17 protein-coding genes, 1 rRNA gene and 4 pseudogenes are annotated in these 24,302 nt (G+C 30.5%); 13 read left to right on the plus strand and 9 right to left on the minus strand.

Annotated features, from left to right (window positions below):
* Positions 1-373: pseudogene (locus OCHUTO_RS02020) on the plus strand (hypothetical protein); the annotation flags it as partial.
* Positions 292-561: pseudogene (locus tag OCHUTO_RS02025) on the plus strand (DDE-type integrase/transposase/recombinase); the annotation flags it as partial. The pseudogenes OCHUTO_RS02020 and OCHUTO_RS02025, both read left to right, overlap by 82 nt.
* Before the next feature lie 11 nt (positions 562-572).
* Here OCHUTO_RS02025 and OCHUTO_RS06330 read toward each other — a convergent pair.
* Both OCHUTO_RS06330 and OCHUTO_RS07050 read right to left on the minus strand, forming a co-directional pair.
* Entirely contained in the window at positions 573-698 is a 126-nt protein-coding gene (locus OCHUTO_RS06330; RefSeq protein ID WP_306305439.1) for a hypothetical protein, read from the minus strand.
* Positions 698-802 (minus strand): hypothetical protein, encoded by a 105-nt coding sequence (locus tag OCHUTO_RS07050; protein ID WP_370664238.1) that lies wholly within the window; start codon positions 800-802, stop codon positions 698-700. The genes OCHUTO_RS06330 and OCHUTO_RS07050 overlap by 1 nt, the downstream gene beginning before the upstream one ends.
* A 744-nt stretch (positions 803-1,546) precedes the next feature.
* Here OCHUTO_RS07050 and OCHUTO_RS02030 point away from each other — a divergent pair.
* The 6 genes and pseudogenes from OCHUTO_RS02030 (at position 1,547) to OCHUTO_RS02055 (ending at position 7,825) form a co-directional block, all read left to right on the plus strand.
* On the plus strand, positions 1,547-2,218 hold the full coding sequence (locus OCHUTO_RS02030; protein ID WP_045797187.1) for a histidine phosphotransferase family protein: 672 nt from the start codon (positions 1,547-1,549) through the stop codon (positions 2,216-2,218).
* 36 nt (positions 2,219-2,254) lie between these two features.
* A pseudogene (gene fumC / locus OCHUTO_RS02035) lies at positions 2,255-3,657 on the plus strand (class II fumarate hydratase).
* Positions 3,658-4,340: 683 nt separating this feature from the next.
* Complete coding sequence (gene sdhC, locus OCHUTO_RS02040; protein ID WP_232296937.1) at positions 4,341-4,712, plus strand: succinate dehydrogenase, cytochrome b556 subunit; 372 nt, start codon at positions 4,341-4,343, stop codon at positions 4,710-4,712.
* Between the two features lie 61 nt (positions 4,713-4,773).
* Complete coding sequence (gene sdhD, locus OCHUTO_RS02045) at positions 4,774-5,118, plus strand: succinate dehydrogenase, hydrophobic membrane anchor protein (protein WP_232296938.1); 345 nt, start codon at positions 4,774-4,776, stop codon at positions 5,116-5,118.
* A gap of 83 nt (positions 5,119-5,201) precedes the next feature.
* Positions 5,202-6,992 (plus strand): succinate dehydrogenase flavoprotein subunit, encoded by a 1,791-nt coding sequence (gene sdhA / locus OCHUTO_RS02050; protein WP_045797212.1) that lies wholly within the window; start codon positions 5,202-5,204, stop codon positions 6,990-6,992.
* 47 nt (positions 6,993-7,039) lie between these two features.
* Entirely contained in the window at positions 7,040-7,825 is a 786-nt protein-coding gene (locus OCHUTO_RS02055; RefSeq protein WP_045797190.1) for a succinate dehydrogenase iron-sulfur subunit, read from the plus strand.
* 338 nt (positions 7,826-8,163) lie between these two features.
* Here the strand turns inward: OCHUTO_RS02055 and OCHUTO_RS02060 are convergent, their stop codons facing one another.
* Positions 8,164-9,456 (minus strand): APC family permease, encoded by a 1,293-nt coding sequence (locus tag OCHUTO_RS02060; RefSeq protein WP_045797191.1) that lies wholly within the window; start codon positions 9,454-9,456, stop codon positions 8,164-8,166.
* 434 nt (positions 9,457-9,890) lie between these two features.
* On the opposite strand from OCHUTO_RS02060, the gene OCHUTO_RS02065 reads away from it, so the two are divergent.
* Positions 9,891-11,393, plus strand: a 16S ribosomal RNA gene (locus OCHUTO_RS02065).
* An 805-nt stretch (positions 11,394-12,198) separates the two neighbouring features.
* Here OCHUTO_RS02065 and trxB read toward each other — a convergent pair.
* From trxB to grxD, 5 genes and pseudogenes are all read right to left on the minus strand, one after another.
* Positions 12,199-13,185, minus strand: coding sequence for a thioredoxin-disulfide reductase (gene trxB, locus OCHUTO_RS02070; protein WP_045797192.1), 987 nt, complete (start codon positions 13,183-13,185; stop codon positions 12,199-12,201).
* Positions 13,186-13,285: 100 nt separating this feature from the next.
* Positions 13,286-14,209: an AEC family transporter gene (locus OCHUTO_RS02075; RefSeq protein ID WP_045797193.1), complete on the minus strand. Its 924-nt coding sequence runs from the start codon at positions 14,207-14,209 to the stop codon at positions 13,286-13,288.
* A 177-nt stretch (positions 14,210-14,386) separates the two neighbouring features.
* Positions 14,387-15,708 (minus strand): annotated as a pseudogene (gene tolB / locus OCHUTO_RS02080) (Tol-Pal system beta propeller repeat protein TolB).
* A gap of 246 nt (positions 15,709-15,954) precedes the next feature.
* Positions 15,955-16,503, minus strand: a complete 549-nt coding sequence (locus OCHUTO_RS02085; RefSeq protein ID WP_045797194.1) for a NifU family protein — start codon at positions 16,501-16,503, stop codon at positions 15,955-15,957.
* A gap of 32 nt (positions 16,504-16,535) precedes the next feature.
* Positions 16,536-16,889, minus strand: a complete 354-nt coding sequence (grxD, locus tag OCHUTO_RS02090; protein ID WP_045797195.1) for a Grx4 family monothiol glutaredoxin — start codon at positions 16,887-16,889, stop codon at positions 16,536-16,538.
* Positions 16,890-16,966: 77 nt separating this feature from the next.
* Between grxD and nth the strand changes: the two genes are divergently transcribed.
* The 3 genes from nth (at position 16,967) to OCHUTO_RS02105 (ending at position 22,002) form a co-directional block, all read left to right on the plus strand.
* The gene (nth, locus tag OCHUTO_RS02095) at positions 16,967-17,611 is read left to right on the plus strand and encodes an endonuclease III (protein ID WP_045797196.1); all 645 of its coding nucleotides are present in this window, start codon (positions 16,967-16,969) and stop codon (positions 17,609-17,611) included.
* Positions 17,599-18,231, plus strand: coding sequence for an alpha/beta hydrolase (locus tag OCHUTO_RS02100; RefSeq protein WP_045797197.1), 633 nt, complete (start codon positions 17,599-17,601; stop codon positions 18,229-18,231). Before nth ends, OCHUTO_RS02100 begins: the two co-directional genes overlap by 13 nt.
* A 306-nt stretch (positions 18,232-18,537) precedes the next feature.
* Positions 18,538-22,002: an acyl-[ACP]--phospholipid O-acyltransferase gene (locus OCHUTO_RS02105; RefSeq protein ID WP_045797198.1), complete on the plus strand. Its 3,465-nt coding sequence runs from the start codon at positions 18,538-18,540 to the stop codon at positions 22,000-22,002.
* Positions 22,003-22,058: 56 nt separating this feature from the next.
* Here the strand turns inward: OCHUTO_RS02105 and OCHUTO_RS02110 are convergent, their stop codons facing one another.
* Complete coding sequence (locus OCHUTO_RS02110) at positions 22,059-23,066, minus strand: Mrp/NBP35 family ATP-binding protein (RefSeq protein ID WP_045797199.1); 1,008 nt, start codon at positions 23,064-23,066, stop codon at positions 22,059-22,061.
* A gap of 167 nt (positions 23,067-23,233) precedes the next feature.
* Between OCHUTO_RS02110 and hflK the strand changes: the two genes are divergently transcribed.
* Positions 23,234-24,280 carry an FtsH protease activity modulator HflK gene (gene hflK, locus OCHUTO_RS02115; protein ID WP_045797200.1) on the plus strand — a complete coding sequence of 349 codons (1,047 nt, stop codon included), beginning with the start codon at positions 23,234-23,236 and terminating at the stop codon, positions 24,278-24,280.
* Positions 24,281-24,302: the final 22 nt, after the last annotated feature.

The raw sequence follows: 24,302 nt of genomic DNA on the forward strand, positions 1-24,302 counted from the left end.
GTTACAACAAAGAAGATATTTAAGTATTCTAGAAAAAATGAGAAAAACCAAAAAATTACCAAATAAGTTTTATGAAACTAAACCTTTAATAGCCCTTGACAGATCTATTGATCTTTATGATCATCCTTTTAGAACAGGGGAATATAGCTTATATAGAGGAATGCCAGGTGAAAAAATGGAAGAAAAAGAATATAATTTTATCTATGGAACAAATGCTTTGCAAGCAAGCGTGATAAAATATGACTTTCTAAGTCAGATAGATGGGACAGCAAGGTTTTTGATACATAAAAGAGTAATACTTTCGCTCTTACTGACTTTAATAAAAACTTACCTCGGAAACAAAAGATACAAATACTTCAAAATAAATATCTGAACAATCTGATAGAGCAAGATCATAGATTTATTAAGAAACGAACTAAGCCAATGCTTGGTTTTAAGAGTTTTCGTAGTGCTAAGATTGCTGGTATAGAAAATGTTCGTATGATTCAAAAAGGACAAATAGTCAGAGTTAACAATCAGGTATTTACTTTTGAAAACTTTAAAATGTTAATGGCATCATAACGTCTGAAATCTTAGATTTGAGTGCGAATCCTGAATGATGTATAGATGCGATAAAGCCCATAAATGTCTCCTTGTCCTGATAAATAATTGTTCTTTGGCGACCTCAAAAATCCAAATCCACCATTTAAGATTTCAATTACTCCTTCTTCAACAACTGTACCATTATATGCCCTACTACTGTTTTTAAAATAGCTGATATTAGCTCATCTTTAGATAGTAAATTTGCATCATCGATTCCCAAACTTTCAGCATAGCATTGTAGTGCTTTAGGAGACTTTCCCTTTAATTCACTTAAGTGAATTGTTATTTCAACTGGGGAGGTTGCAGTTTCACTACTAGGAGTTTTCTATTAGTGATAGCTACAGCTATAGTGCTTTTTGGTAGAGTGCAGCAATAGATAGTTCTAGAAATGGTTAGATTAAAGCTTGGAAGTTGATTCAAAATGTAGATATTTAGTGCATTACAGTAGATAAAGCTTACAATACAAGTATCATAGTGGAATTTGCTCAAAGAGCAAACATAATTCCTAATAATACCATCAAAAAGGAGCGAAAAATTCAACGTATCATATATATAAACTAAGGTATATTATTAAAATATTTAAGAATAGTAGATTAGCAATTAAGATACAACAACAATAAATTATAACTAGGTCTTTTCCTGAGGGAATTACTGATGCAGCCTCAAATCTTGATAACATATGCTAGAAAACCTCTAAAGAAAGCAATTTAGTGACTGTTATGATTCTTTTTTAGCTAAAGAGATTTTATATCTAATATAATGCTTTGAAAAAGTATTTTAGACAAAGAATATGTTTAACATTATATATTATGGAATAAGCAATGGGTATAGTACTTACCATTTATGTATCCTAGCATATTTTGATATCAAACTTAGCTATTTATTAATAATTTCTTAATGTTATAATATTGATTTTTCTATAAGAGCATTTTATAATTTGAGTAGTATTATATAAGCTTAAAATATGAATAATGTTAAATTAGCTCAATTTATTAGTGTTAAGATTTTTCATGATTTTGCTGGTGGATTAGGAGCTATAGCAAATGGAATAAAGTACTGTATAGATAATCAGCACCAGTTTGATACTAAGTTATATGGTTTAGCTTTTGATACAATCAAAATTGGCAGTGCCAGTTTAATTGCTAAATTGCACTTATATCGTCAAATATATGGTTCATCATATGGAGATAATAAGTCATTCTGTCAAGCAAGTTTTGATGAAATAAAATCAGTACTTAAAGCTTATTTACAAAGCCTAGCTAATACTGGGATTAAATTTATCTTTAAAGATGAAATTTTTCATGTTAAAGATACTAATATTGATATTAATACTGCTAAATTACTAATGTGTTTGGTTATATCTGCTCAGGAGTCCTTACCTCATGGTGGAGAAATAACTGTTAAAATATATCGAGAGCAAGATAAAAGTCAGGTTAATATTTTAGCAAAAGGTGATTTTATAAAAAAGAATGAAGAACAGAATATGATATTAACTGCTGCTACTGATCTTGAAGACAAAGATATTACATTATTTAATGTTCATGCTTACTATACATACTATTTTAAAAAGATGGCAAATGCTTCAATTACATGTAAGCATGGTGATGATTATATTCATTATACCATTGAGCAATAATTTTATTTTTATAATACTTAATTTTGTTATAAAATAATGGAAATTCCTAAAAAAATTAGAGCCGAAAATGATTCATTAGGTAGAATTGATGTTGATGACCAATATTATTGGGGAGCTCAAACACAGCGCTCAATGTTAAATTTCAAGATTGGGCATGAAAAAATGCCTGTTAGATTGATACATGCACTTGCATTACAAAAGCAATGCTCAGCAGAAGTAAATAAAGAACTTGGATTGCTTGAACCTAAAATAGCAGATGCTATTTTTAATGCTGCAAAAAATATAAGTCAAGGTAAGTATGATAATAATTTTCCATTATCAGTATGGCAAACTGGTTCAGGTACTCAAACAAATATGAATATCAATGAAGTAATTGCTAATATCGCTAACGAACAATTAGGAAGTTATAAAGGAGCAAAATATCCAGTGCATCCAAATGATCACGTTAATATGAGCCAATCTTCTAATGATTCTTTTCCAACTGCTATGAATATTGCAACAGCGATAATACTAGTTGATAAGTTAATTCCCAATTTAAAAAAAATGCATGCAACGCTTGAAGATAAAATCAAGAAATGGAATTCAATAGTAAAAATTGGTAGGACGCATTTACAGGATGCTATACCTTTAACTTTAGGGCAAGAATTTTCATCATATAGTACACAAATTAATTATGCAATTATACGTATTACGTCTGTTTTGGATAGAGTATGCCAACTTGCTCAGGGTGGAACAGCAGTAGGTACAGGCATTAATTGCCATAAAGAATTTTCAATTAATTTTGTTGAAAAAATCTCAAAATTAACTGGCATAAAATTTTATTCAGCTCAAAATAAATTTGAGGCAATAGCATGCCATGATACTCTTGTAGAGCTATCAGGTATATTAAATGTATTAGCTGTTAGCTTGATGAAAATTGCAAATGATATTAGACTACTTGGATCGGGGCCACGATGTGGATTAGGTGAAATAATTTTACCAATAAATGAACCAGGATCATCAATTATGCCTGGTAAAGTTAATCCAACTCAAGCTGAAGCTCTTTCAATGCTTTGTGCTCAAGTTATGGGAAATCATGTTACAATTACCATTGCTGGTTCTAATGGCCAGCTTGAGCTTAATGCATTAAACCAGTTATTATCTATAATTTATTACAATCAATTCAATTATTATCAGATGGAATTCTAAGTTTTAATGATTATTGTTTATCCGGTATTCAACCTAATATAGAAAGAATCAAGAAATTATGCGAAGATTCTTTAATGCTAGTCACAGTACTTAATCCACATATTGGATATGATAATGCAGCTAAAATTGCAAAAATGGCTTATCAAAATAATATTACTTTGAAAGAAGCTGCAATATCATTAAAATTAGTAACAGCTGAAGAGTTTGATTTATATGTTAAAGTTGAACGTATGATAAGCAACAAGGAATAATTTCTTGCGTGTTTGTTATTTGTATTTTTTTTTAAATGGTGCACTAAAATAATGCTGTTGTACTAAATGAATATTATATAGTCAAGATGTTAGGAAATATTTGTATGACTAAATTATTTTCATAGTCTTGATTTGAGTGCATTCTTATGTACTGCAATATATTCAGTAAGATGTTATTTTAGTTTTTCTCCAATTTTATCACCTCTGGTAATCTTAATTTTTAAATAAGCAATGAATTATTAGGTAGAGGATTTTTAGAGAGGTAAATTAAGAGTAGAATAATTTTTAAGGAAATGGTTATTTTAAGCTCAAGTGTATGCAAAGATACAACTCAGTATGAAATACTTTCATCCATATATTTATTTGCCTTAATTGCTTATTGCCTTAGGCATACTAAACCACTTTTATTAATTCTAAATTCTTGATTCAAAAGTTATAGGACCTAATTAGAGAGTTCGGATATGCTAATTATTCATTTTTAGTTTTGTAACTAATATGCGTTAATACTTATTATTTTTATTGAGATTATATTAGCTCTTTCAGGGTCTTGATGCGTGATATTCAGTGATTAGAATTGAAATTTTTTAAAAAAACTGTATATTTTTATTATTAGCAGTAATTTTATTTAGTTATAGTGTAGCTAAGTGTCCTTTACTAATATAAATCAAATATAGGGTATAAAATTGAGCAATAACTTATCTGTTCGTCCTACTTCACCTCATGTTACGATTTATCATATGCAAATGAGCATGATATTATCAATTTTGCACCGTATAAGTGGAATAGCAGTTTTTGGTGGGGCTAGCATTGTTACTTGGTGGTTAATTTTATGCGTATATAGTGACTTTAATAATGATATTGTTGATATATTCTATAATATATGGTTTCAAATATTACTATACTTAGTAGTATTTGCTACTTGCTTTCATTTATGTACAGGTATTAGACATTTAATATGGAGTACTGGATATGGCTTTTCTATAAAATACATTAATATTTCAGGTTTGATAGCAGTTATTTTATCTATTATTATATTTTATATGTGCATTTCTTGATATTAGTTTTTGCTAACAAATTTATCAATTGGAAAAATTTATTTAAATAAGAGTTAAGAAATTGAGTACTAATAAGCATTGTATTAAACATTGGTGGTATCAAAGATTAAGTGCTATATTAATGTTACCATTATTAATATGGCTATTATATCTTAGTAAAGTAATAGTTCAGAAATCACCAGTGGAACTAGTGGAAGTAATAAAGTATCCATATAATATGTTAATGATAATTTTATTATTGATGATAATGTTTTCCCATGCTTCAATGGGAATGAAAGTAATAATAGAAGATTATGTTGCTAATCTTCTATTAAGGTATTTATTAATTGTTTTAGTACAATGTTTTATATTTGTAACTATCATTGCGGGCATTATATCTGTACTAGTACTATGTATTAATTATTAAAATAAGATTATCTTAAATATTGTAGATTTTAATTATTATGATAATGCTTACAAATATTTTATATTAATTTGGTATTAAAGGTAATTGTGAAGGCCTATAAAATTATAAAGCATGAGTTTGATGTAGTAGTAGTAGGAGCTGGTGGAGCAGGGTTAAGGGCTATAGTTGGTATGGCTGAAGCTGGTTTGCATGCAGCTTGCATTACAAAATTATTTCCTACTCGTAGTCATACTGTTGCAGCTCAAGGTGGTATTAGTGCTGCTTTAGGTAATATACAGCCAGATAAGTGGCAGTGGCATGCATATGATACTATAAAAGGGTCTGACTGGTTAGGAGACCAAGATGCAATTGCATATATGTGTAAAGAGGCTCCAGCTGCAATTATTGAGTTGGAACATTATGGAGTTCCATTTTCACGTACAGCTGATGGAAAAATTTATCAAAGGCCATTTGGTGGAATGACTACTGAGTTTGGAGATGGAGCAGCAGCAGTACGAACTTGCGCAGCAGCTGATAGAACTGGTCATGCCATGCTGCACACTTTATATCAACAAGCTTTAAAACATAAAGCTAATTTTTTTATCGAGTATGTAGCTCTTGATCTAATTATGGATAATGGTACTTGTAAAGGAATCGTAGCTTGGAATCTTGATGATGGCACTATTCATTCTTTTAGAGCTCATATAGTAGTCTTAGCAACTGGAGGATATGGTAAAGCTTATTTTTCAGCAACTTCAGCTCATAGTTGTACAGGTGATGGTAATGCTATGTGTGCTCGAGCAGGTATTGCATTGCAAGATATGGAGTTTGTTCAATTTCATCCTACAGGAATTTACGGCTCTGGTTGTTTAATTACTGAAGGAGCTAGAGGTGAGGGGGGATACTTAGTCAACTCTGAAGGTGAACGTTTTATGGAAAGATATGCTCCATCAGCTAAAGATCTTGCTTCACGAGATGTAGTTGCTCGCGCTATGACTATAGAAATTAATGCTGGACGTGGAGTAGGTATATATAAAGATCATATATTTTTGCATTTAAATCATCTTGATAGTAAAACTATACAGCAAAGGTTGCCTGGGATATATGAAACTGCTAAGATTTTTGCTGGAGTAGATATTACTAAGCAACCTATACCAGTAATTCCAACTGTGCACTATAATATGGGAGGTATACCAACTAACTGTCATGGTCAAGTAGTAAGAAAAATAAAAAGCGGAGCTATGGAAGTAGTACCTGGATTAATGGCTATTGGGGAAGCTGCTTGTGTATCGGTACATGGAGCTAATAGATTGGGGTCTAATTCATTGCTTGATCTAATAATTTTTGGTCGAGCTGCAGCAAATAAAGCAAAAGAAATTATTGTACCTTTTGCAAAGCATTCAGCTTTAGATAGTAATATTTTAAATGCTATTATAGCAAGATTTGATCAAACAAGATTTTTGAATGGTGATATGCCAGTTGCTGAGTTAAGATTAACTATGCAACGTGCTATGCAGAATTATGCTGGAGTATTTCGCAGCCAAGATAGACTAACAGAAGGTATGAGAGTAATAAAACAAAGTTTTAGTGCCAGGACAAATATTAAATTGACAGATAAATCACTTATTTGGAACACTGATTTAGTTGAAGCCATTGAATTACAAAATTTATTATATCAAGCTGTAATAACTATGTTTTGTGCTGCTAATCGTCAAGAAAGTAGAGGAGCTCATTCTCGGGAAGATTATCCTAATCGAGATGATGATAATTGGCTCAAACATACATTAGCAACAATTGATGAAGAAGGATTAGTAAGCATAGATTATAGAGATGTGGTATTAGATCCTAATGATGATGAGATGGTAGTTGTAGCTCCCCAAAAGCGGGTATATTAAGAATATGTTAACAAGTTAAATATAGTAACTAATAATGGGTAATGCAAATGGCAGAGTTTAGATTGCCACCAAATTCAAGAGTCAAAGCAGGTAAATACTACTCAGCTGGGGATAATGTTAAGCAAATAAAAAGAGTTGATATTTATCGCTATAATCCTGATACTGGTAATAATCCTTGCATAGATATTTTTGAAATTGATATAGAAAATTGTGGTCCTATGGTGCTTGATGCGTTAATTAAAATTAAAAACGAGATTGATCCTACCTTAACTTTTCGAAGATCATGCCGTGAAGGCATTTGTGGTAGCTGTTCAATGAATATTAATGGTACTAATGGACTAGCTTGTATTAAAGCTATTAACGATATTAAAGGTGATATCTTAATATATCCATTACCGCATATGAGCGTAATTAAAGATTTAGTATCTGATATGACTCATTTTTATGCTCAATATCAATTAATAGAGCCTTGGTTAAAAGCTGAAACTATAGATTCAATTAGTGGTGAAAGGTTACAGAGTCCAAAAAATAGAGATAAGTTAGATGGTATATATGAATGCATATTATGCGCTTGTTGTTCAACATCATGTCCAAGTTATTGGTGGAATGGAAACCAATATCTAGGTCCTGCAGTATTACTGCAAGCATACCGTTGGATTATTGATTCTAGGGATAAAGCTACTTCAGAAAGATTAGATCAACTTGATGATTCTTTTAAGCTTTACAGATGCCATACTATTATGAATTGTGCAAAAACTTGCCCAAAGGGGCTAAATCCAGCAAAAGCAATTAGTGAAATTAAAAAGAAAATGTTAGAACGATATGGAGTATAAGAAATTCTTGATAGAGGATATATGTTTTTAGAAAAAGAAAAATTTAATAAAAAAATACTATAGATTTAGGTTGCAAACTATTTTCTATGTTCCACATTTTTATTTGTGGATATATCTTATAGAATTTGTTCTGAAAAATATTCGTTTGATACAATTGTAGTTAGAAAGTAAAATCGCTTGAAATTATATGTGAACTAAAAAGATAAAAGAAAAATTGTGCTGTTGATTTTGAAATATTTGTTATACTGTTTTTTTTATTTGCTATATGTTATTGTGGTATAGCAAAACTAAAGAGCTATTTTTTTGCCAAAGCAGTTCTCTCTTAATTTTTTGAAATTTTATTTCTTATTTTGAACTGAAGTTGTATAGATATAGATTGGTATACCAGTAGCAGTAATAGATAAAGATGATAATAACATATTCCAGCCTGATCCTAGCATAATCCATATACAAAATATTAAAGCAATAACGCTGATGATGAAATTGTTGTAGTTAGTTTTAAGCTCTGAGGTAAATAGAATTTTTAAATAGCTAATAGTACAAATAGCATAAATCCATAAGAATGCAATAACAGATATATTTATTACGAAATTTATTTGCTCAATTAGATGAGAACTTGCGGTGCAAAGTATTAATACTATCATTCCTAGAGATGATATAATAACTCCCCATATTGGATCATTTTGTTGGTTTTTTTTTAAAAAAAATTGAGGAAATAGTTGGTCTTGAGCAGCTCCTAATGCTATTTGACCACTAGTTAAAATCCAAGCATTTAAAGTACTTAAACAGATTATTATTGCTGAGAATGCGATAATATTATTCCAATTATTGCCAAGGGTAATATTTGCTGCTTCAGCAAATGGAGCTATAGATGTTGCTAAAATATTATTTGGGACAGTGCCTAATATTGCTATACTGGATAGTAAATAAATAGCTATTACACAACTAGTACCTATAATAATTGCTTTTGGAATAGTTTTAGTTGGATTAATGACTGCTTCAGCTGGAGCTGTAGCTGTCTCAAAGCCAATAAATCCCCAAAAAGTTATAAAGGATGCAGCTTGCAAATTTTGCAAAAAAAGTGGCACAGTGTAATTGTTACTAGTAATAAAGTAATCATAATTAATTGAAGGAAGGCAGATAAGTGGTAAAATTACTAGTGGTAGTAGTTTAAGTAATGTAAATACAAAATCTAGCTGTCTGGAAATATGTAATCCATTTAGGTTTAATAACATTGAAGCAATAGTTATAGTTATTTTTAATATCATAGTAAGATATATATTGTGGCAATCGATTATATAATTAATGTAGCTAACTGCTGTTAATATAAGAGCTACAGAACTAATCCAAGATATTACCCAGTAAGTCCAAGCAGTAAAAAATGCGGCTTTTTTTCCAAAGGCTTGATACACAAAAGCATGTGGACCGCCAGTTTTAGGGAATTGTTTGCATAAATTTGAAAAAGTTAACGCTAAAAATATTGCTCCTAAACCAGTTAATAACCAGCTAAGAATGCTAATGTAACCAAATGGAGCTAAAGTACTTGGTAATAAAAATATACCTGAACCAACTTGGCTACTTACTACAATAGATAAAACTGACCAGAATCCTATATTTTTTGATGTTAACATTAAGATAAAGCTATTTTTAAGTTTATATTAAGTTTAGTAATGTTTTTTTTAGTTTATTTAAAAAGTATAATCATTTTCTTAAATAACACTAGTAATAATGCAATTAAAAGTAGATTTGCTGAAAATAAATTTGATTATTATGATTAATAAGTAATACTGTATTTATTTTTTAATCAAGCTTCAAAATTTTAGATATAATTAGTTGACAAGTTACAAAGAATAGCATATTAAATAACTTATGACTAAGTATGCTTTCAGATTTATAATAAGTTTAAAGGTATATATATTGTACATGCTGTTTATTCAAGTAAATAAAATTAGACAAAGGTAGTGACAAGTACATGCTTCGTAAATTAAAAAATGCGAAGTTAAGTTTATGTCTCGTCAAATTATATTTAATAAGTAATATTGAGGCAGATTAAACTTTAAGTTTCAAACTTAAGAGTTTGATCCTGGCTCAGAACGAACGCTGGCGGCATGCCTAACACATGCAAGTCGAACGAGTTAAAGCTAAGCTTGCTTAGTTTTGATTAGTGGCAAACGGGTGAGTAACACGTGGGAATCTACCCATCAGTACGGAATAACATTTAGAAATAAATGCTAATACCGTATGCCCTCTACAAGGAGGAAAGATTTATCGCTGATGGATGAGCCCGCGGCAGATTAGGTAGTTGGTAAGGTAATGGCTTACCAAGCCTGTGATCTGTAGCTGGTCTGAGAGGACGGACAGCCACACTGGGACTGAGATACGGCCCAGACTCCTACGGGGGGCAGCAGTGAGGAATATTGGACAATGGGCGAAAGCCTGATCCAGCAATGCCGCGTGAGTGATGAAGGCCTTAGGGTTGTAAAGCTCTTTTAGTAGGGATGATAATGACAGTACCTACAGAAAAAGCCCCGGCTAACTCCGTGCCAGCAGCCGCGGTAAGACGGAGGGGGCTAGCGTTGTTCGGAATTACTGGGCGTAAAGGGCGCGTAGGCGGTTTAATAAGTTAGGAGTGAAATCCCGGGGCTTAACCTCGGAACTGCTTCTAAAACTGTTAAGCTAGAGTGTGGTAGAGGATGATGGAATTTCTAGTGTAGAGGTAAAATTCTTAGATATTAGAAGGAACACCAGTGGCGAAAGCTGTCATCTGGGCCATTTACTGACGCTGAGGCGCGAAAGCGTGGGGAGCAAACAGGATTAGATACCCTGGTAGTCCACGCTGTAAACGATGAGTGCTAGATATTGGGATTTTTTTTTCAGTTTCGTAGCTAACGCGTTAAGCACTCCGCCTGGGGAGTACGGTCGCAAGATTAAAACTCAAAGGAATTGACGGGGGCCCGCACAAGCGGTGGAGCATGCGGTTTAATTCGATGCTACGCGAAGAACCTTACCAACTCTTGACATGGTAGTCGCGAGAAGCGGAGACGTTTTTCTTCAGTTTGGCTGGACTACACACAGGTGTTGCATGGCTGTCGTCAGCTCGTGTCGTGAGATGTTGGGTTAAGTCCCGCAACGAGCGCAACCCTTATTCTTATTTGCCAGCGGGTAATGCCGGGAACTATAAGAAAACTGCCGGTGCTAAACCGGAGGAAGGTGGGGATGAGGTCAAGTCATCATGGCCCTTATGAGTTGGGCTACACGCGTGCTACAATGGTACCTACAGAGTGATGCAATACGGTGACGTGGAGCAAATCATTAAAAGGTATCTCAGTTCGGATTGCACTCTGCAACTCGAGTGCATGAAGTCGGAATCGCTAGTAATCGCGGATCAGCATGCCGCGGTGAATACGTTCTCGGGCCTTGTACACACTGCCCGTCGCACCATGGGAGTCAGGTGTACCTGAAGTTGGTGAGCTAACGCAAGAGGCAGCTAACCACGGTAGAACTGATGACTGGGGTAAAGTCGTAACAAGGTAGCCGTAGGGGAACCTGCGGCTGGATTACCTCCTTTAAAGACGATCTTATTGCTCTTTATCCTTTGTTTTGTTTAAAACTTTGGAATTAGTGAGTATATTAGTAGTTAATTTTTAGTCACTACCTTTGTCTGATTTTTTTGCTCTGGCATAATTTATCTGGCATAATTTAAATGAATTAATAATTCATAGCTTGTCTAGGTTTATCTATCAGTAGATAGATTTTAATAATCATATAATCTAATAAAATGAAAGTTATAGTGAGTAAATAATATGGCTTCTGTTTCTTAATTATAATTGAGCTATATTATTGGTTTATTATTTGGTGATAGATAAAAGTTATTTAAAACAAGAATTATTTTCTGCTCTTTAATAATATTAGATTGAAGTTAGTAACTGGTTAAAGAAAAATATGAAAAATAAACTCTTGTTTTTAGTGAAAAAGTTTTTTTTGATGAAAACATATAAGATGAAAACATATAAATTGTATTAACAGGTTCCCCTTTTGGTTTCAAGCATACAACAATATTACTGCTAGGTATGGGAGGAATGCATATTATCTTTTTTTGCTGTACTTTTTGCCTTATAAGGCTCTGGCAATTCTATTAGTTCTTAAATTCTTAATCCAAAATTGAGGTAAAAAATATAGATTTTTTTTTCTGTTTGAATAAATTATTAATTTTGCTATCTCAGCTTTTTTAGGTTTATAGGATGATAGAGCTTAGAAGTTGACAATAATGCCAACTAAGTTTAATTTAGTGGGAATTTTTTTTATGCAAGTTCTTTTATCGTTTTCTGAGTGTGATAAAAAGAATATTAGTTGCTAATTATAAAAACTTAAAATTATTTATAGTTCAATTTTTTTAGAAAGCTCTGAACTTCTAAAGCTGCCATACAGCCGCTCGATGCTGCTGTTACTGCTTGTCTATATTTACTATCCTGAACATCTCCAGCAGCAAATATCCCTTCTATACTAGTCTTAGTTGAGTTAGGTTGAGTAATAATATAACCAAATGCATCTATATCAAGTTGATTGAAAAATAGTGATGTATTAGGTGCATGGCCTATAGCTATAAATACTCCATCAACTTTTATAATACTGGTAGTATTGTTCTGAGAGTTTTTTATTTTTACTCCAGTTACAGCTTTAGTACTATTATTATCATTGCCTAATATTTCTTCTATTGTACTATTCCACATTATAGTAATTTTATCTTTATTTTCTCCATTGAATAGTTCATCTTGCAATATTGCTTCAGCTCTTAGACCTTTTTTTTCATTTCCTCTATAAATTAGAATAACTTGACTAGCAAGATTAGCTAAATGTAATGCTTCTTCTACTGCAGTGTTACCACCTCCTATAACCACTACTTTTTTTCCACGAAAAAAATAGCCATCACAGGTTGCGCAACTAGATACACCATATCCTTTAAATTTAGTTTCTGATGGTATATTAAGCCATTTTGCCTGAGCGCCAGTGCATATTATTACACTGTTAGCATAATATAGTGTTTTATTACCTTTAGCTTCGAATGGATAAGTTTTAAAGTTAACTGCTTGAATATGATCATCTATAACTTCTACATTAAATTTTTTAGCTTGATTATGCATTTGATCCATTATATCTGGGCCGGAAACAGTATTTGCAAAACCGGGGTAATTTTCTACTTCAAGAGTAGTCATTAACTGTCCTCCAGGTTGATTGCCATGTAACAATACTGGCTTAGAGTAAGATCTAGCTAGATAAATAGCTGCAGTACTACCTGCTACCCCTGATCCCATAACTAAAACATTAACCTTCCGTGCTGCAATTGTTTGACTTATAGTCATATTCTATATTTCTATTAGTTGTAAATATTAAAAGTGATAAATATAAAAAAGCTATATATTTTTGTGATATTAATACATTTTTATAAGAATATAAATTAGATCATAGTTGTAGAGTTAAAGCAATCATTAGTGGTATATAAAATAATGCGAAAATACATGATAATAACACGGTAGCTGCTGATCTTTCTGGCTGAAATTTGATGATTGATGAAATTACTATAATATTAGTAGCCATTGGAGCTATAGATAAAAGTTTTAATGCGTTATAGTGTGAAATAGTGTATATAGAGAATGTGATTTTATCTAAGAGAATGAAGATATTGATGGCTAGAGGATAAAAAACAAACTTTGATATGAAAGCTGCTAATGTAAACTTTGAATCTATTGTAAACTTGACTAACTTTGAGACGCTTAATCCTACTATTATCATTCCTAATACTGAGTAAGATTTTATCATATCTTCAATAAAGCTGTCTAAAAATTTAGGTAAAGTTAATCCAGTTAAACTAAATATACATCCGAGAATAAATGCATTAAGATTCGGGAATTTTAGTACTTGAATTATACTTTCTCGAGTATTTTTTAAGCTTTTTACACAAATATAAAATCCTATTGATGATTCGTATATGCTTACTCCAATAATAGCCATCATATATAAGCTTAATGTATGTTCATCTAGTAGCTTGGCAGCTATTGGTAGCATAAAGTAGCCAGTATTAGCTGTTCCAGCCGCCATTGCTAAAATGTTATGAGTTGGATCATGCCAATATTTTTTAAAAACATAATTAGAGAAACCACATAATATGCTTGCAATAGTAAAAGTTACTATTGCAATACTTATTTCATGGAAGTTTAATTTTGTATGAGCTGGTATTGAAAAAAATACAATAGGAGCAATAAAGTAGAATAATAAACCAGCTATGCTGTCACGTTCTACCTTTGACCATTTACCAGCTAAAAATCCGATAACTACGTTGAGTAGAATAGCAATAATTTTAAAAAATACAAAATAAAAGATAGCCATTAAACTATTAGCTTTAAATAAGTTTGATAATTTGAGTTTTAATTTATGCAATACTATATTATAAAATTACTTATGGACTATACTATAATAAAACTAAACAATTATATGATAGTATATAGTAAAATAATTTGCATATACTTGCTTCTATACAATAATAATTTTTAGATTTTTTGATATTTAGTTTGACCAATTAGGATCTGAAGCGTTGTTAGGAGTATTAATTTTACACTCGTTATACCCTGTATAATCTATAGAATATAATTTTGCTTTAGCAGGAGTTGATTTTGTAGCTTTATAAGTACGCGAAAAAATAATAGTTTTACCATTTGGAGCCCATGAAGGGCCTTCTACTAAATTTCCTGTAGTAATTATTCTTTTATTACTGCCGTCTTCTTTTATTATTCCAATGCTAAATTCTCCTGCCTCGTTTTTAGTGAAGGCTATATAATTATTTATTGGGGACCAAGCTGGTGTTGTATGTGATCCAGGTTGAGAAGTAATACGTTTAACATTATTGCCCTGAGCGCTCATAACATATATTTGAGCTGAGCCGTTGCGATCTGATACAAAAGCAATTTTGGTACCATCTGGAGAGTAGCTAGGAGAAGTATTTATTGATTGTCCATTAGTTAGTTGCTTAACTTTTCCAGTCAAAAAATTAATTTCATATATATGTGTAACATTTTTTGTTGATGAATTAGAGACTAGAATTTTGGTACCATCTGGAGAAAATCTAGGTGAAAATGTAATGCCATTAAAACCTGCTAATGCTTTATTTTTTCCAGAATTAAGATCATGATACGTACTGTTGGTATTTTATTATGATATGATACATAAAGTATTTGATTGTTATTAGGTGAGAACACTGGAGTAATAACGTGGTTTTTGCCATTAGTTATATAGCTATGATTAGCACCATCATAATCCATTATAGCTATTTTTTTTATTTTTTTATCATAGGACTGGGTTTCAGAAACATACACTATTTTGGTGTCAAAAATTCCTTTATTTCCAGTAATATGTTGGTATATTTGATCTGATATTTTATGTGCTGTACTTCGCCATAGTTGTAAAGGAAATGTGAAAGATAGTCTATGAATTTCTTTAGCAGTAAAAATATCCCATATAATAACATCAACTTTAAATTCTGTAGAATTTAAAGTTGATATCTCTCCATTAATTAAAATATTGGCATTAATTTGACTCCAAGTAGTAAATAATGGTATATGAGTAGTACCTTGCTTAGCTTCTATAAATAAGTTACTGGATATAGGAGCAAAAATTTGAGATATATTGAGATCATTATTTATAATAGATACAATGTTTTTTGATAAATCTTGTTCTTCATTTGAGTTAGCAGCAAAGAAGTTTATTGCTATAGGAATTTGAGCAAGATTACCCTTAGTAATTTTAATTGGAGATAATGTATTATTAGCGGAGATTGGATTAAATAGGAAAATAATACTAATTACAAAAATAGCTTGTAGTGCTTTAGTCATTTTTAGTGATTTGATAGAATTGATTCATTATATATAATTATATTTATTGAATTTTACAATAAGCTTAACTATTTAACATAACTAGAGAGATTTACAAATGTTGCGCTTTGCAGACTTAAATAAAATAAGAATATAGAAGTTATAATTATAAACGAAAATTTTATAATTATAACTTCTAATTATTACACCTAGATTATCACACTTAGTGAAAAAATACTGGTATTGAACTGAAAATGACCAAATGTGCTAGATTTGCTCAACAGATACTACCTCTGGAATATAATATTTTAATAATGATTCAATACCTTGTTTTAAGGTTAAAGTAGAACTTGGACAACCTGCACAAGCTCCACGCATTTGGAGTTTTACTATTCCATCTTTAAAACTATGATACTCTATATCTCCACCATCCATTGCAACAGTAGGTCTGACCTTTGTATTGATAACTTCTATAATCTGTTTTTCTATCTCTGAAAGATTAGCTTGTTCTATATTTTTTTTATCAGCTGTAGATTCAAATACTGGTAATCCTGCTACAAAATGATCCATTAACATAGTTAATATTTCAGGCTTAATTACTTCCCAATCAGCACTATTAACTTTAGTAATTGTAATAAAATCTTCACCAAAAAATACCTCTTTAACATTTTCAACGGAGAATAATTTACGAGCTAAAATACTATGAGTACATTCTTCTCGATTACTAAAATGTATTGGGTTGCCAGGACTGATTTTTTGGTCAGGAAAAAATTTTAGTGAATTAGGATTTGGAGTTTGTTGAGTTTGAATAAACATAATGGTAAGTTATAAGATATATATAATGTGATTCAATTACCTTTAAAATCTTTGATTTTTTTTAATAATAGTGCTTTTAGTTCGCCACTTTTATACATTTCTTTAACTATATCACACCCTCCGATAAATTCTTCTTGAATATATAACTGTGGAATAGTGGGCCAGTTAGTGTATTCTTTTATACCTTGTCTTAAAGTATCATCGCACAATACATCTATATATTTGCAGCTAATATTTTTAAGATCTTTTGTAAGCTCTTGTATTATATTAGCAACGACTGCAGAAAATCCACATTGAGGAGTATGCACAGTTCCTTTCATATATAGTACTATATCGTGACTTTTGATCTGCTGTTCTATCAAGTGAAAAATATTATTTTTATTCATAGAATTATGTATAATAATTACCAATATCAAGTATTATATAAAATTTTAAAAGCAAAGTTAAGAGAGATTATAGCATTATGAATGATAAGATTGAAAGTATCTTTATAAAATTTTCTGAGCGCTGCTCTAATCCAAAGACTGAGCTAGAATATGACAATCATTTTACGTTATTGGTTGCTGTCATACTTTCAGCTCAATCGACTGATAATGCTGTTAATAGAGCTACTAGAGATCTGTTTAAAAGTTATAATACTCCTGAGCAATTTTTACAATTAGGAGAAGAAAATCTAAAAAAATATATTAAGTCTATTGGATTATATAATAATAAGGCTAAAAATATAATAAAACTTTCTGAAATTCTTGTGAAGGAGTATGATGGAAAAGTTCCAGATGCTATGGAAAAGCTTGTTGCGCTACCAGGTGTAGGTAGAAAAAGCGCTAATGTAGTGCTAAGTTGCGCTTTTGGAGTGGCAACTATGCCAGTAGATACTCATGTATTTCGGGTTGCAAAAAGACTTGGTTTAGCTAAAGGTACTACTCCATTAAAAGTTGAGCATGAATTGTTATCAGTTATTTCAGCTAAGTGGCTACTGCTAGCACATCATTGGTTAGTATTACATGGTAGATACATATGTAAAGCTCAGTCCCCAAAATGCTCGGATTGTTTTCTTAATGATGATTGTCAATACTTTTTATCAGAGCAGAATAAATGCATCAGTTAGAAATTACATCAAAGGAATCTGAAACTAAGCAATTAATAGTATTGTTGCATGGAGTAGGATCTAATGGGCATGATTTAATAAGTATTGCTCCTTTTATGCAACAGAGCTTTCCTGCTGCTCATTTTTTTGCTCCAAACGGAATAGAACCATATGATGGCGGATTATATGGTTACCAATGGTTTAGTTTAAAACAACGTGATCCTGCGATATTAAAAATTGAGCTAGAGCGAACTACTCCATTGATCATTGATTTAATTAATCAAAAGCAAAAACAGCTTGGACTTGCTAATCAAGATACTATATTAATTGGATTCTCACAAGGAGTTATGGCTTCGATATATTTGACTTTATCAGCTGAAATTCCTTTCAAAGCAACAGTTGGTTTTTCAGGAGCTATGATTTCTCCTAATTCTGTTACCTGCATTAAAACACCAATATGTTTAATACATGGTAAAGAAGATACAGTTGTGCCTTATGATATCAGCCTAAATATGTATCAAATTTTGCAATCTTATCAAGTAAAAGTAGAACATTATGTTATTGATAATTTAACTCATTCCATTGATATTAATGGAATTAATATAGCTAATAATTTTATAAGACAAATGATATTTGATTAATAATTGATTAACCTTGACAATTAAAGTCCTTATTATTATACTCCTGCGTGCTGAAGCTAGTTTCTATTTATTATGAATTATCAAGTTTATTAATTTTGAATAATTTATTATATTACACATAATCACTAAGTAATAGTTCATTATTATATTATAATAAAATCATAACTTTATATTTTTAAAATTTTATTTGCGCACACTTAATTTATTAACAGATATGTTAAGAGTAGCCAATATTAACCTAATATAAATAGTTTTTTTTTAGGCTTATATTTACCATAAGTCGAGGTTTTAATTAAGGAGAAATTAATGAATGATAATAAGCTATATCTATTTAAAGATAGAAGGTTTATGCCTTTGTTTATTACTCAGTTTTGTGGTTGCCTAAATGATAATATATTAAAGAGTGCATTAGTAATTTTGATTGTGTATAAGTTAGCTGATGCTAATTTATTACTAATAGTAAATGCAATATTTATTTTGCCATTTATTATTTTGGCTGGTATTGCTGGGCAGATTGCTGACAAATTCGAAAAATCTTGCTTGATTAGCATTATAAAAATATCAGAAATAGCTATTATAGTGCTAGCAATATATGGGTTTCATATCAATAATTTTATGATTTTGCTAGCTGCAATAGGGTTAATGGGTGTGCATTCGGTATTTTTTGGTCCATTAAAATATAGTATGTTGTCGGATCAGCTTTGTAAGAGTGAATTATTAGGGGCAAATGGTTATGTTGAAGCTGGTACTTTTTTTGCTATATTACTTGGTAATATTTTGGGAGCAATTTATATTACTAGCCCAATAGTTGTTATTTTATTAATGGTAGTAGTTGCAGTTAGTGGATTAGTTTCAAGTTTTTTTATACCTAAATCTCGTAACTATGATTTATCACTAAAAATAAATTATAATGTACTTTATGAAGTTCTTAGCATTATTAAATATTCATGTAGTAAAAATAATGTTTTCCTATCAATATTAGGAATATCATGGTTTTGGTTTATTGGAACAGTTTTTTTATCACAAATACCGTTGTTAGCTAAAGATACTCTAGGAGCTGATGAAAATGTTGCAAATCTTTTTTTAGCAGTATTTTCTATTGGAATTGCTATTGGTTCATTTGGATGTAATAAACTGTTGGATAATGAAATTACTACGGAGTATGTTTTTATTGCTGCTATAGGAATTAGTATTTTTGGAATAGACCTCTTTTTTACTAGTAAAATGCTTAGTACTGTTAATTCAGAGCATAATCAGCTTAGCAGTATAATGTTTTTTTTATCCGAAAATCATAATTGGAGAATATTGTTTGATTTATTAGCTATTTCAATAATTGGAGGGTTATATGTAGTTCCACTTTATACTGTAATGCAATATTTCACTGCTCCTAGTTATCGATCAAGAGTAGTTGCTGCTAACAATCTTATTACCTCAATTTTTATGATTGTTTCGACCATTATTCTTTCCATATTATTTAAATTAGAGTGTTCTATACCTTTTATAATATTATTTATTAGTTTATTAAATCTTGTTGTAGCAGGATATATCTATCAGTTTTTGCCTTCAGTTAAAATTATTCCTTTCGTTATATTAAGAGCAATATTTAAATTCATTTTTGATAAGTTTTATAGAGTTGAAATTCATGGACTGCAGAATTTTATTAATGCTGGAAAAAGGGTAGTAATTATAGCTAACCACATTTCATATCTAGATTCTGCAATACTAACTGTTTATTTACCAGGAAAATTAATTTTTGCTGTTAATACATATGTAGCTCAAAAGTTTTGGGTTAAGCCTTTTTTAACAATAGTTAAAGTTTATTTTGTTGATACTAGTAATGCAATAGCAATTAGGTCTTTAATTTCTGAAGTTAAAAAAAATCGAAAAATTGTAATATTTCCTGAAGGAAGAATTAGTATTACTGGCTCTTTAATGAAAATATATGAGGGGCCAGGTATGATTGCTGATAAATCTAAGGCTGCAATTTTACCAATTCGTATTGATGGGCTACAATATACTGTTTTCTCAAAATTAGAAAAGCGTCCTAAAACTACAATATTCCCTAAAGTTAAAATTACTATATTACCTCCTGTACGTATTAGACCATTGCCAGAGCTTGATTTTTCTGATCGTAGAAAATTTATTAGTCATAAATTATATGATATAATGACAGAGATGATTTTTAGAAGCTCTGATTATAATCAAACTATTTTTCATTCTTTGATTGATGCATCAAGACGTTACGGGGCCAATAAATTAATTTTGCAAGATATTACTAATAATAGCTTAACTTATAGACAATGCTTAGTTCGTTCGTTTTTATTAGGTAGATTACTTAGTAATGTTATAAGTCCTGGTAATTATATTGGAGTAATGCTACCAAATAGCACTACTACTACCATAACTTTATTTGCTTGTATGGCATATAACTTTATACCAACTATGATAAATTTTACTCTTGGAATAAAAAGTATTATTTCTTCATGTCGCACTGTTGGTATAAATATTATCTGTACTTCGAGGTTATTTATCGAAAAGGCTAGATTACAAGAGCTTAATTATCAATTGAATAAGTATTTTAGAATAATATATTTAGAGGATTTGAGAAGTAACTTAAAATTCACAACTAAAATTGTATGTTGGTTAGCAGGTTTTTTTCCTAGAGCATATTACAGCTTTATTAATAAGAATAACAATGGTAATTCTAGAGCAATAGTATTGTTTACTGCTGGAACAGAACAGGCTCCTAAAGCAGTAGTATTATCACACAACAATTTATTAGCTAATAAAAATCAGGTATCTGCAGTTACAGATTTGTCAACTTCAGATATAGCATTTAATGCATTACCTATGTTTCATACATTCGGATTAACAGGAACTATATTGATGGTGCTTAGTGGAGTAAGAACATTTCTTTATCCATCACCATTAGATTATAGAATAATTCCCGAGGTAATTTATGATGTTGGAGCAACTATTATGTTTAGTACTAGTACTTTTTTAAACAATTATGCTAAATATGCTCATCCATATGATTTTTATTCTTTAAGAAGAATATATGCAGGGGCAGAGAAGTTAAGACCTGAAACCAGAGAATTATGGTTTAAAAAACATGGGATTAAAATTTTTGAAGGCTATGGTGCAACTGAAGCTTCACCAGTAATTAGTGCTAATACTCCAATGCATGATAAACCTGATACAGTAGGAAGAATAATGCCTGGACTTAAATATGCAGCTTTAGAAGTTGAAGGCATTAGTAATGGTAAAAAGTTGTGCATAAAAGGACCAAACGTTATGCTTGGTTACATTTTATCAAGTAATCCAGGAGTGATAGTGCCGCCAAAAGTTGATGGATTAGGTGATAGATGGTATGATACTGGAGATATAGTTTCAATTGATGAAGAGGGGTATATTACAATTAAGGGGAGAGCAAGAAGATTTGCTAAAATTGCAGGAGAAATGGTTTCACTTGTTGTAATTGAAGATATTGCTACTGCTATCGATAAAAATGGTAAACATGCAGCAGTTTGTGTTGACGATGAATATAAAGGCGAGCAGATTATATTATGTACTGACAGTAATATAGTTGATCAAGCAAAATTTGCAAGATATATTCTTAACTCTGGCCTGAGTAAACTATATATTCCTAGAGATATTATTCATGTTGTGGAGATTCCATATTTTACTACTGGTAAGACAGATTATGTATCTGTTAGTATTATGGTAAAAGATTTATTATCTGTTTCAGTGAATAAATTAGATAAAACTTGATACTATAAATTTCACTTAGTGTTTGTATTTGGGGTTGAAAATTTGAGCTTTTTAGACTATAAAATATATTTTAGCCAGTCTATATTGATTATGTGGTTAATAGGTTGACCTTGATCACATTTAGCAGAAATTTCTGAGTTAAGTGGTATTTGCGTTAAAAGTGGTATTTGAAATTCACGTGCTATACTTTGAGCCCCACTTTTACCAAATGGAAAAATAGTATTGTTATCACTATTTGTTAGGTAGCTCATATTTTCTACTATGCCTAAAATATTAATTTCTAGCTTTCTATATAAAATTAATGATTTTCGGACTTCAGATGTAGAAACTAACTGAGGAGTAGTAACTGCTATAACACCAAATATTTCATAGTTTGTTGTTAATGTAATATGAATGTCACCTGTACCAGGTGGCATATCGAGAATTAAGTAATCAATATTGTTCCACTGAGCCATTAATAATTGATGTAGTGCTTTAGAGGTCATAGCTCCACGCCAAGCTAATGGTGAATCATTATTAACTAATAAACTTAATGATAAAACATCTATACCATTCTTATTAATTGGTACTATCTTATTTTGAATTAGTTGAATATTTTGGCTAATACCAAACATTATTGGAATAGATGGGCCATAAAAATCTGCATCTAATAATCCAACTCTAAATCCTTGATCTTTAAGCTCTTGAGCAAGAGCTGAGCTAATAGTGGATTTGCCTACACCGCCTTTACCTGAAATAATAGGGATAATATGTCTTACTCCAGATATTTTGATTTTTTCCTTAGGAATATTATTATTTTGATTTTTGTAGTACGAATTATCTTTATTACTAACAACTATATTAACCTTTTTAATGTTAGGTATTTCTTGTTGAAGGATTATTGTAGCTTTTTTTTGCAGTAGTAATGCTTCATTATATTGATTTTTATTAATAAATAACACAAAACTTATTTGTTGGTTATTAACTATAGGACTAGAAATAACATCTATAAATTTTGTTCCATCAGAAAAAGTTAAAGTAATTAATTTATTGGTTATTTCATTGATAATGTGATTAATACTCATATCAGTATTGAATTTTAGTAAATAAGATATATATTCTGCTTAACTAGTATGTTGTTTTTAATTATGTAAAAACAAGCTATTATTTTAACTTAACTATTAAGTAATATATTCACAACAGTAACAAGTGTTAATTATAAAATGTTTCTAGAATATTTAAATAGGTTCTTATGAAATCACCTTGGGACAGTATGGATGATGCAAAAAATATATTTTTGAAAGGAAAAAATAATTTTTTCTTTTCTAATAATTTTAATTTTAGCATTAAAGCTATACTAATTTTAATATTTACCTTGATTCTAATTTGGTTATTATCTGGTATTTATAAAGTTAATGAGGGTGAGGAAGCTATAGTTATTAGATTTGGTGAATATGTTCGTAAAGCACATCCAGGATTGAATTATCATCTTCCTGATCCTTTAGAAAGGGTAGTAATTGAAAGGGTGAGGATGTCAAGACAAACAGAAGTTGGATATAGCTCTGTACAATCTAGAAAAGAAGCTTACAATAGTAATTATAGGAAACATTCTTATCCACTAAATAACAGAACTATCAGTAATCAGCATTTAGGTGAAAGCAGTACTATGTTGACAGGGGATGAAAATATAGTTGAATTAAATTGTAATGTTAGATGGCATATTAAAGATTTATATTCGTTTGTCTTTAATGTTGCATTTCCAGAGGAAACTGTCAAAATAGTTGCGGAGAGTGCTATCAGAGAAGTAATTAGTGAAACTCCAATTGCTTCAATTTTATCAAATCAAAAACAAGAAATAGCTGATAAAATTGAAAAGTTAATTCAGCAGATTTTAAATCAATATTCTATTGGTATTGAAATAGAGAGAGTGCAGTTGCTGAAGGCTGAGCCACCATCAGAAGTTATTGATGCTTATCGTGATGTACAAACATCAAGAGCTGATAAGGAAAGAGAAATAAATCAGGCTCAAGCTTATAGAAATGATAAAATACCTGAAGCTAGAGGAAAAGCTGCAAAATTAGTTGAAGAAGCAAAGGGGTATAAGCAAGCTATTGTTGCTAAAGCTTTAGGTGATGTTCAGAAATTTAATGCAATATTAGTAGAATATAGATTAAATAAGGAAATTACTAAAGAGCGTTTATATCTTAATACAATTGAAACAATATTGCGTGGTAGTAAAAAAATTATTATAAGTGATGAGAGTAAGTTATTACCTCATATGGGTATATCACTTAAATAATTAAGTAGTAAGGTTTTAAGTT

The organism is Orientia chuto str. Dubai, assembly GCF_000964595.1.
GTDB classification, from domain to species: Bacteria; Pseudomonadota; Alphaproteobacteria; order Rickettsiales; family Rickettsiaceae; genus Orientia; species Orientia mediorientalis.

Coding starts and splice junctions, on each gene's coding strand:
- OCHUTO_RS02105 (WP_045797198.1), top strand. CDS start 18,538: ATGAATGATAATAAGCTATATCTATTTAAAGATAGAAGGTTTATGCCT.
- OCHUTO_RS02110 (WP_045797199.1), bottom strand. CDS start 23,066: ATGAGTATTAATCACATTATCAATGAAATAACCAATAAATTAATTACT.
- trxB (WP_045797192.1), bottom strand. CDS start 13,185: ATGACTATAAGTCAAACAATTGCAGCACGGAAGGTTAATGTTTTAGTT.
- OCHUTO_RS02055 (WP_045797190.1), top strand. CDS start 7,040: ATGGCAGAGTTTAGATTGCCACCAAATTCAAGAGTCAAAGCAGGTAAA.
- OCHUTO_RS02030 (WP_045797187.1), top strand. CDS start 1,547: ATGAATAATGTTAAATTAGCTCAATTTATTAGTGTTAAGATTTTTCAT.
- OCHUTO_RS02060 (WP_045797191.1), bottom strand. CDS start 9,456: ATGTTAACATCAAAAAATATAGGATTCTGGTCAGTTTTATCTATTGTA.
- hflK (WP_045797200.1), top strand. CDS start 23,234: ATGAAATCACCTTGGGACAGTATGGATGATGCAAAAAATATATTTTTG.
- OCHUTO_RS02085 (WP_045797194.1), bottom strand. CDS start 16,503: ATGTTTATTCAAACTCAACAAACTCCAAATCCTAATTCACTAAAATTT.
- nth (WP_045797196.1), top strand. CDS start 16,967: ATGAATGATAAGATTGAAAGTATCTTTATAAAATTTTCTGAGCGCTGC.
- OCHUTO_RS02075 (WP_045797193.1), bottom strand. CDS start 14,209: ATGGCTATCTTTTATTTTGTATTTTTTAAAATTATTGCTATTCTACTC.
- OCHUTO_RS02100 (WP_045797197.1), top strand. CDS start 17,599: ATGCATCAGTTAGAAATTACATCAAAGGAATCTGAAACTAAGCAATTA.
- grxD (WP_045797195.1), bottom strand. CDS start 16,889: ATGAATAAAAATAATATTTTTCACTTGATAGAACAGCAGATCAAAAGT.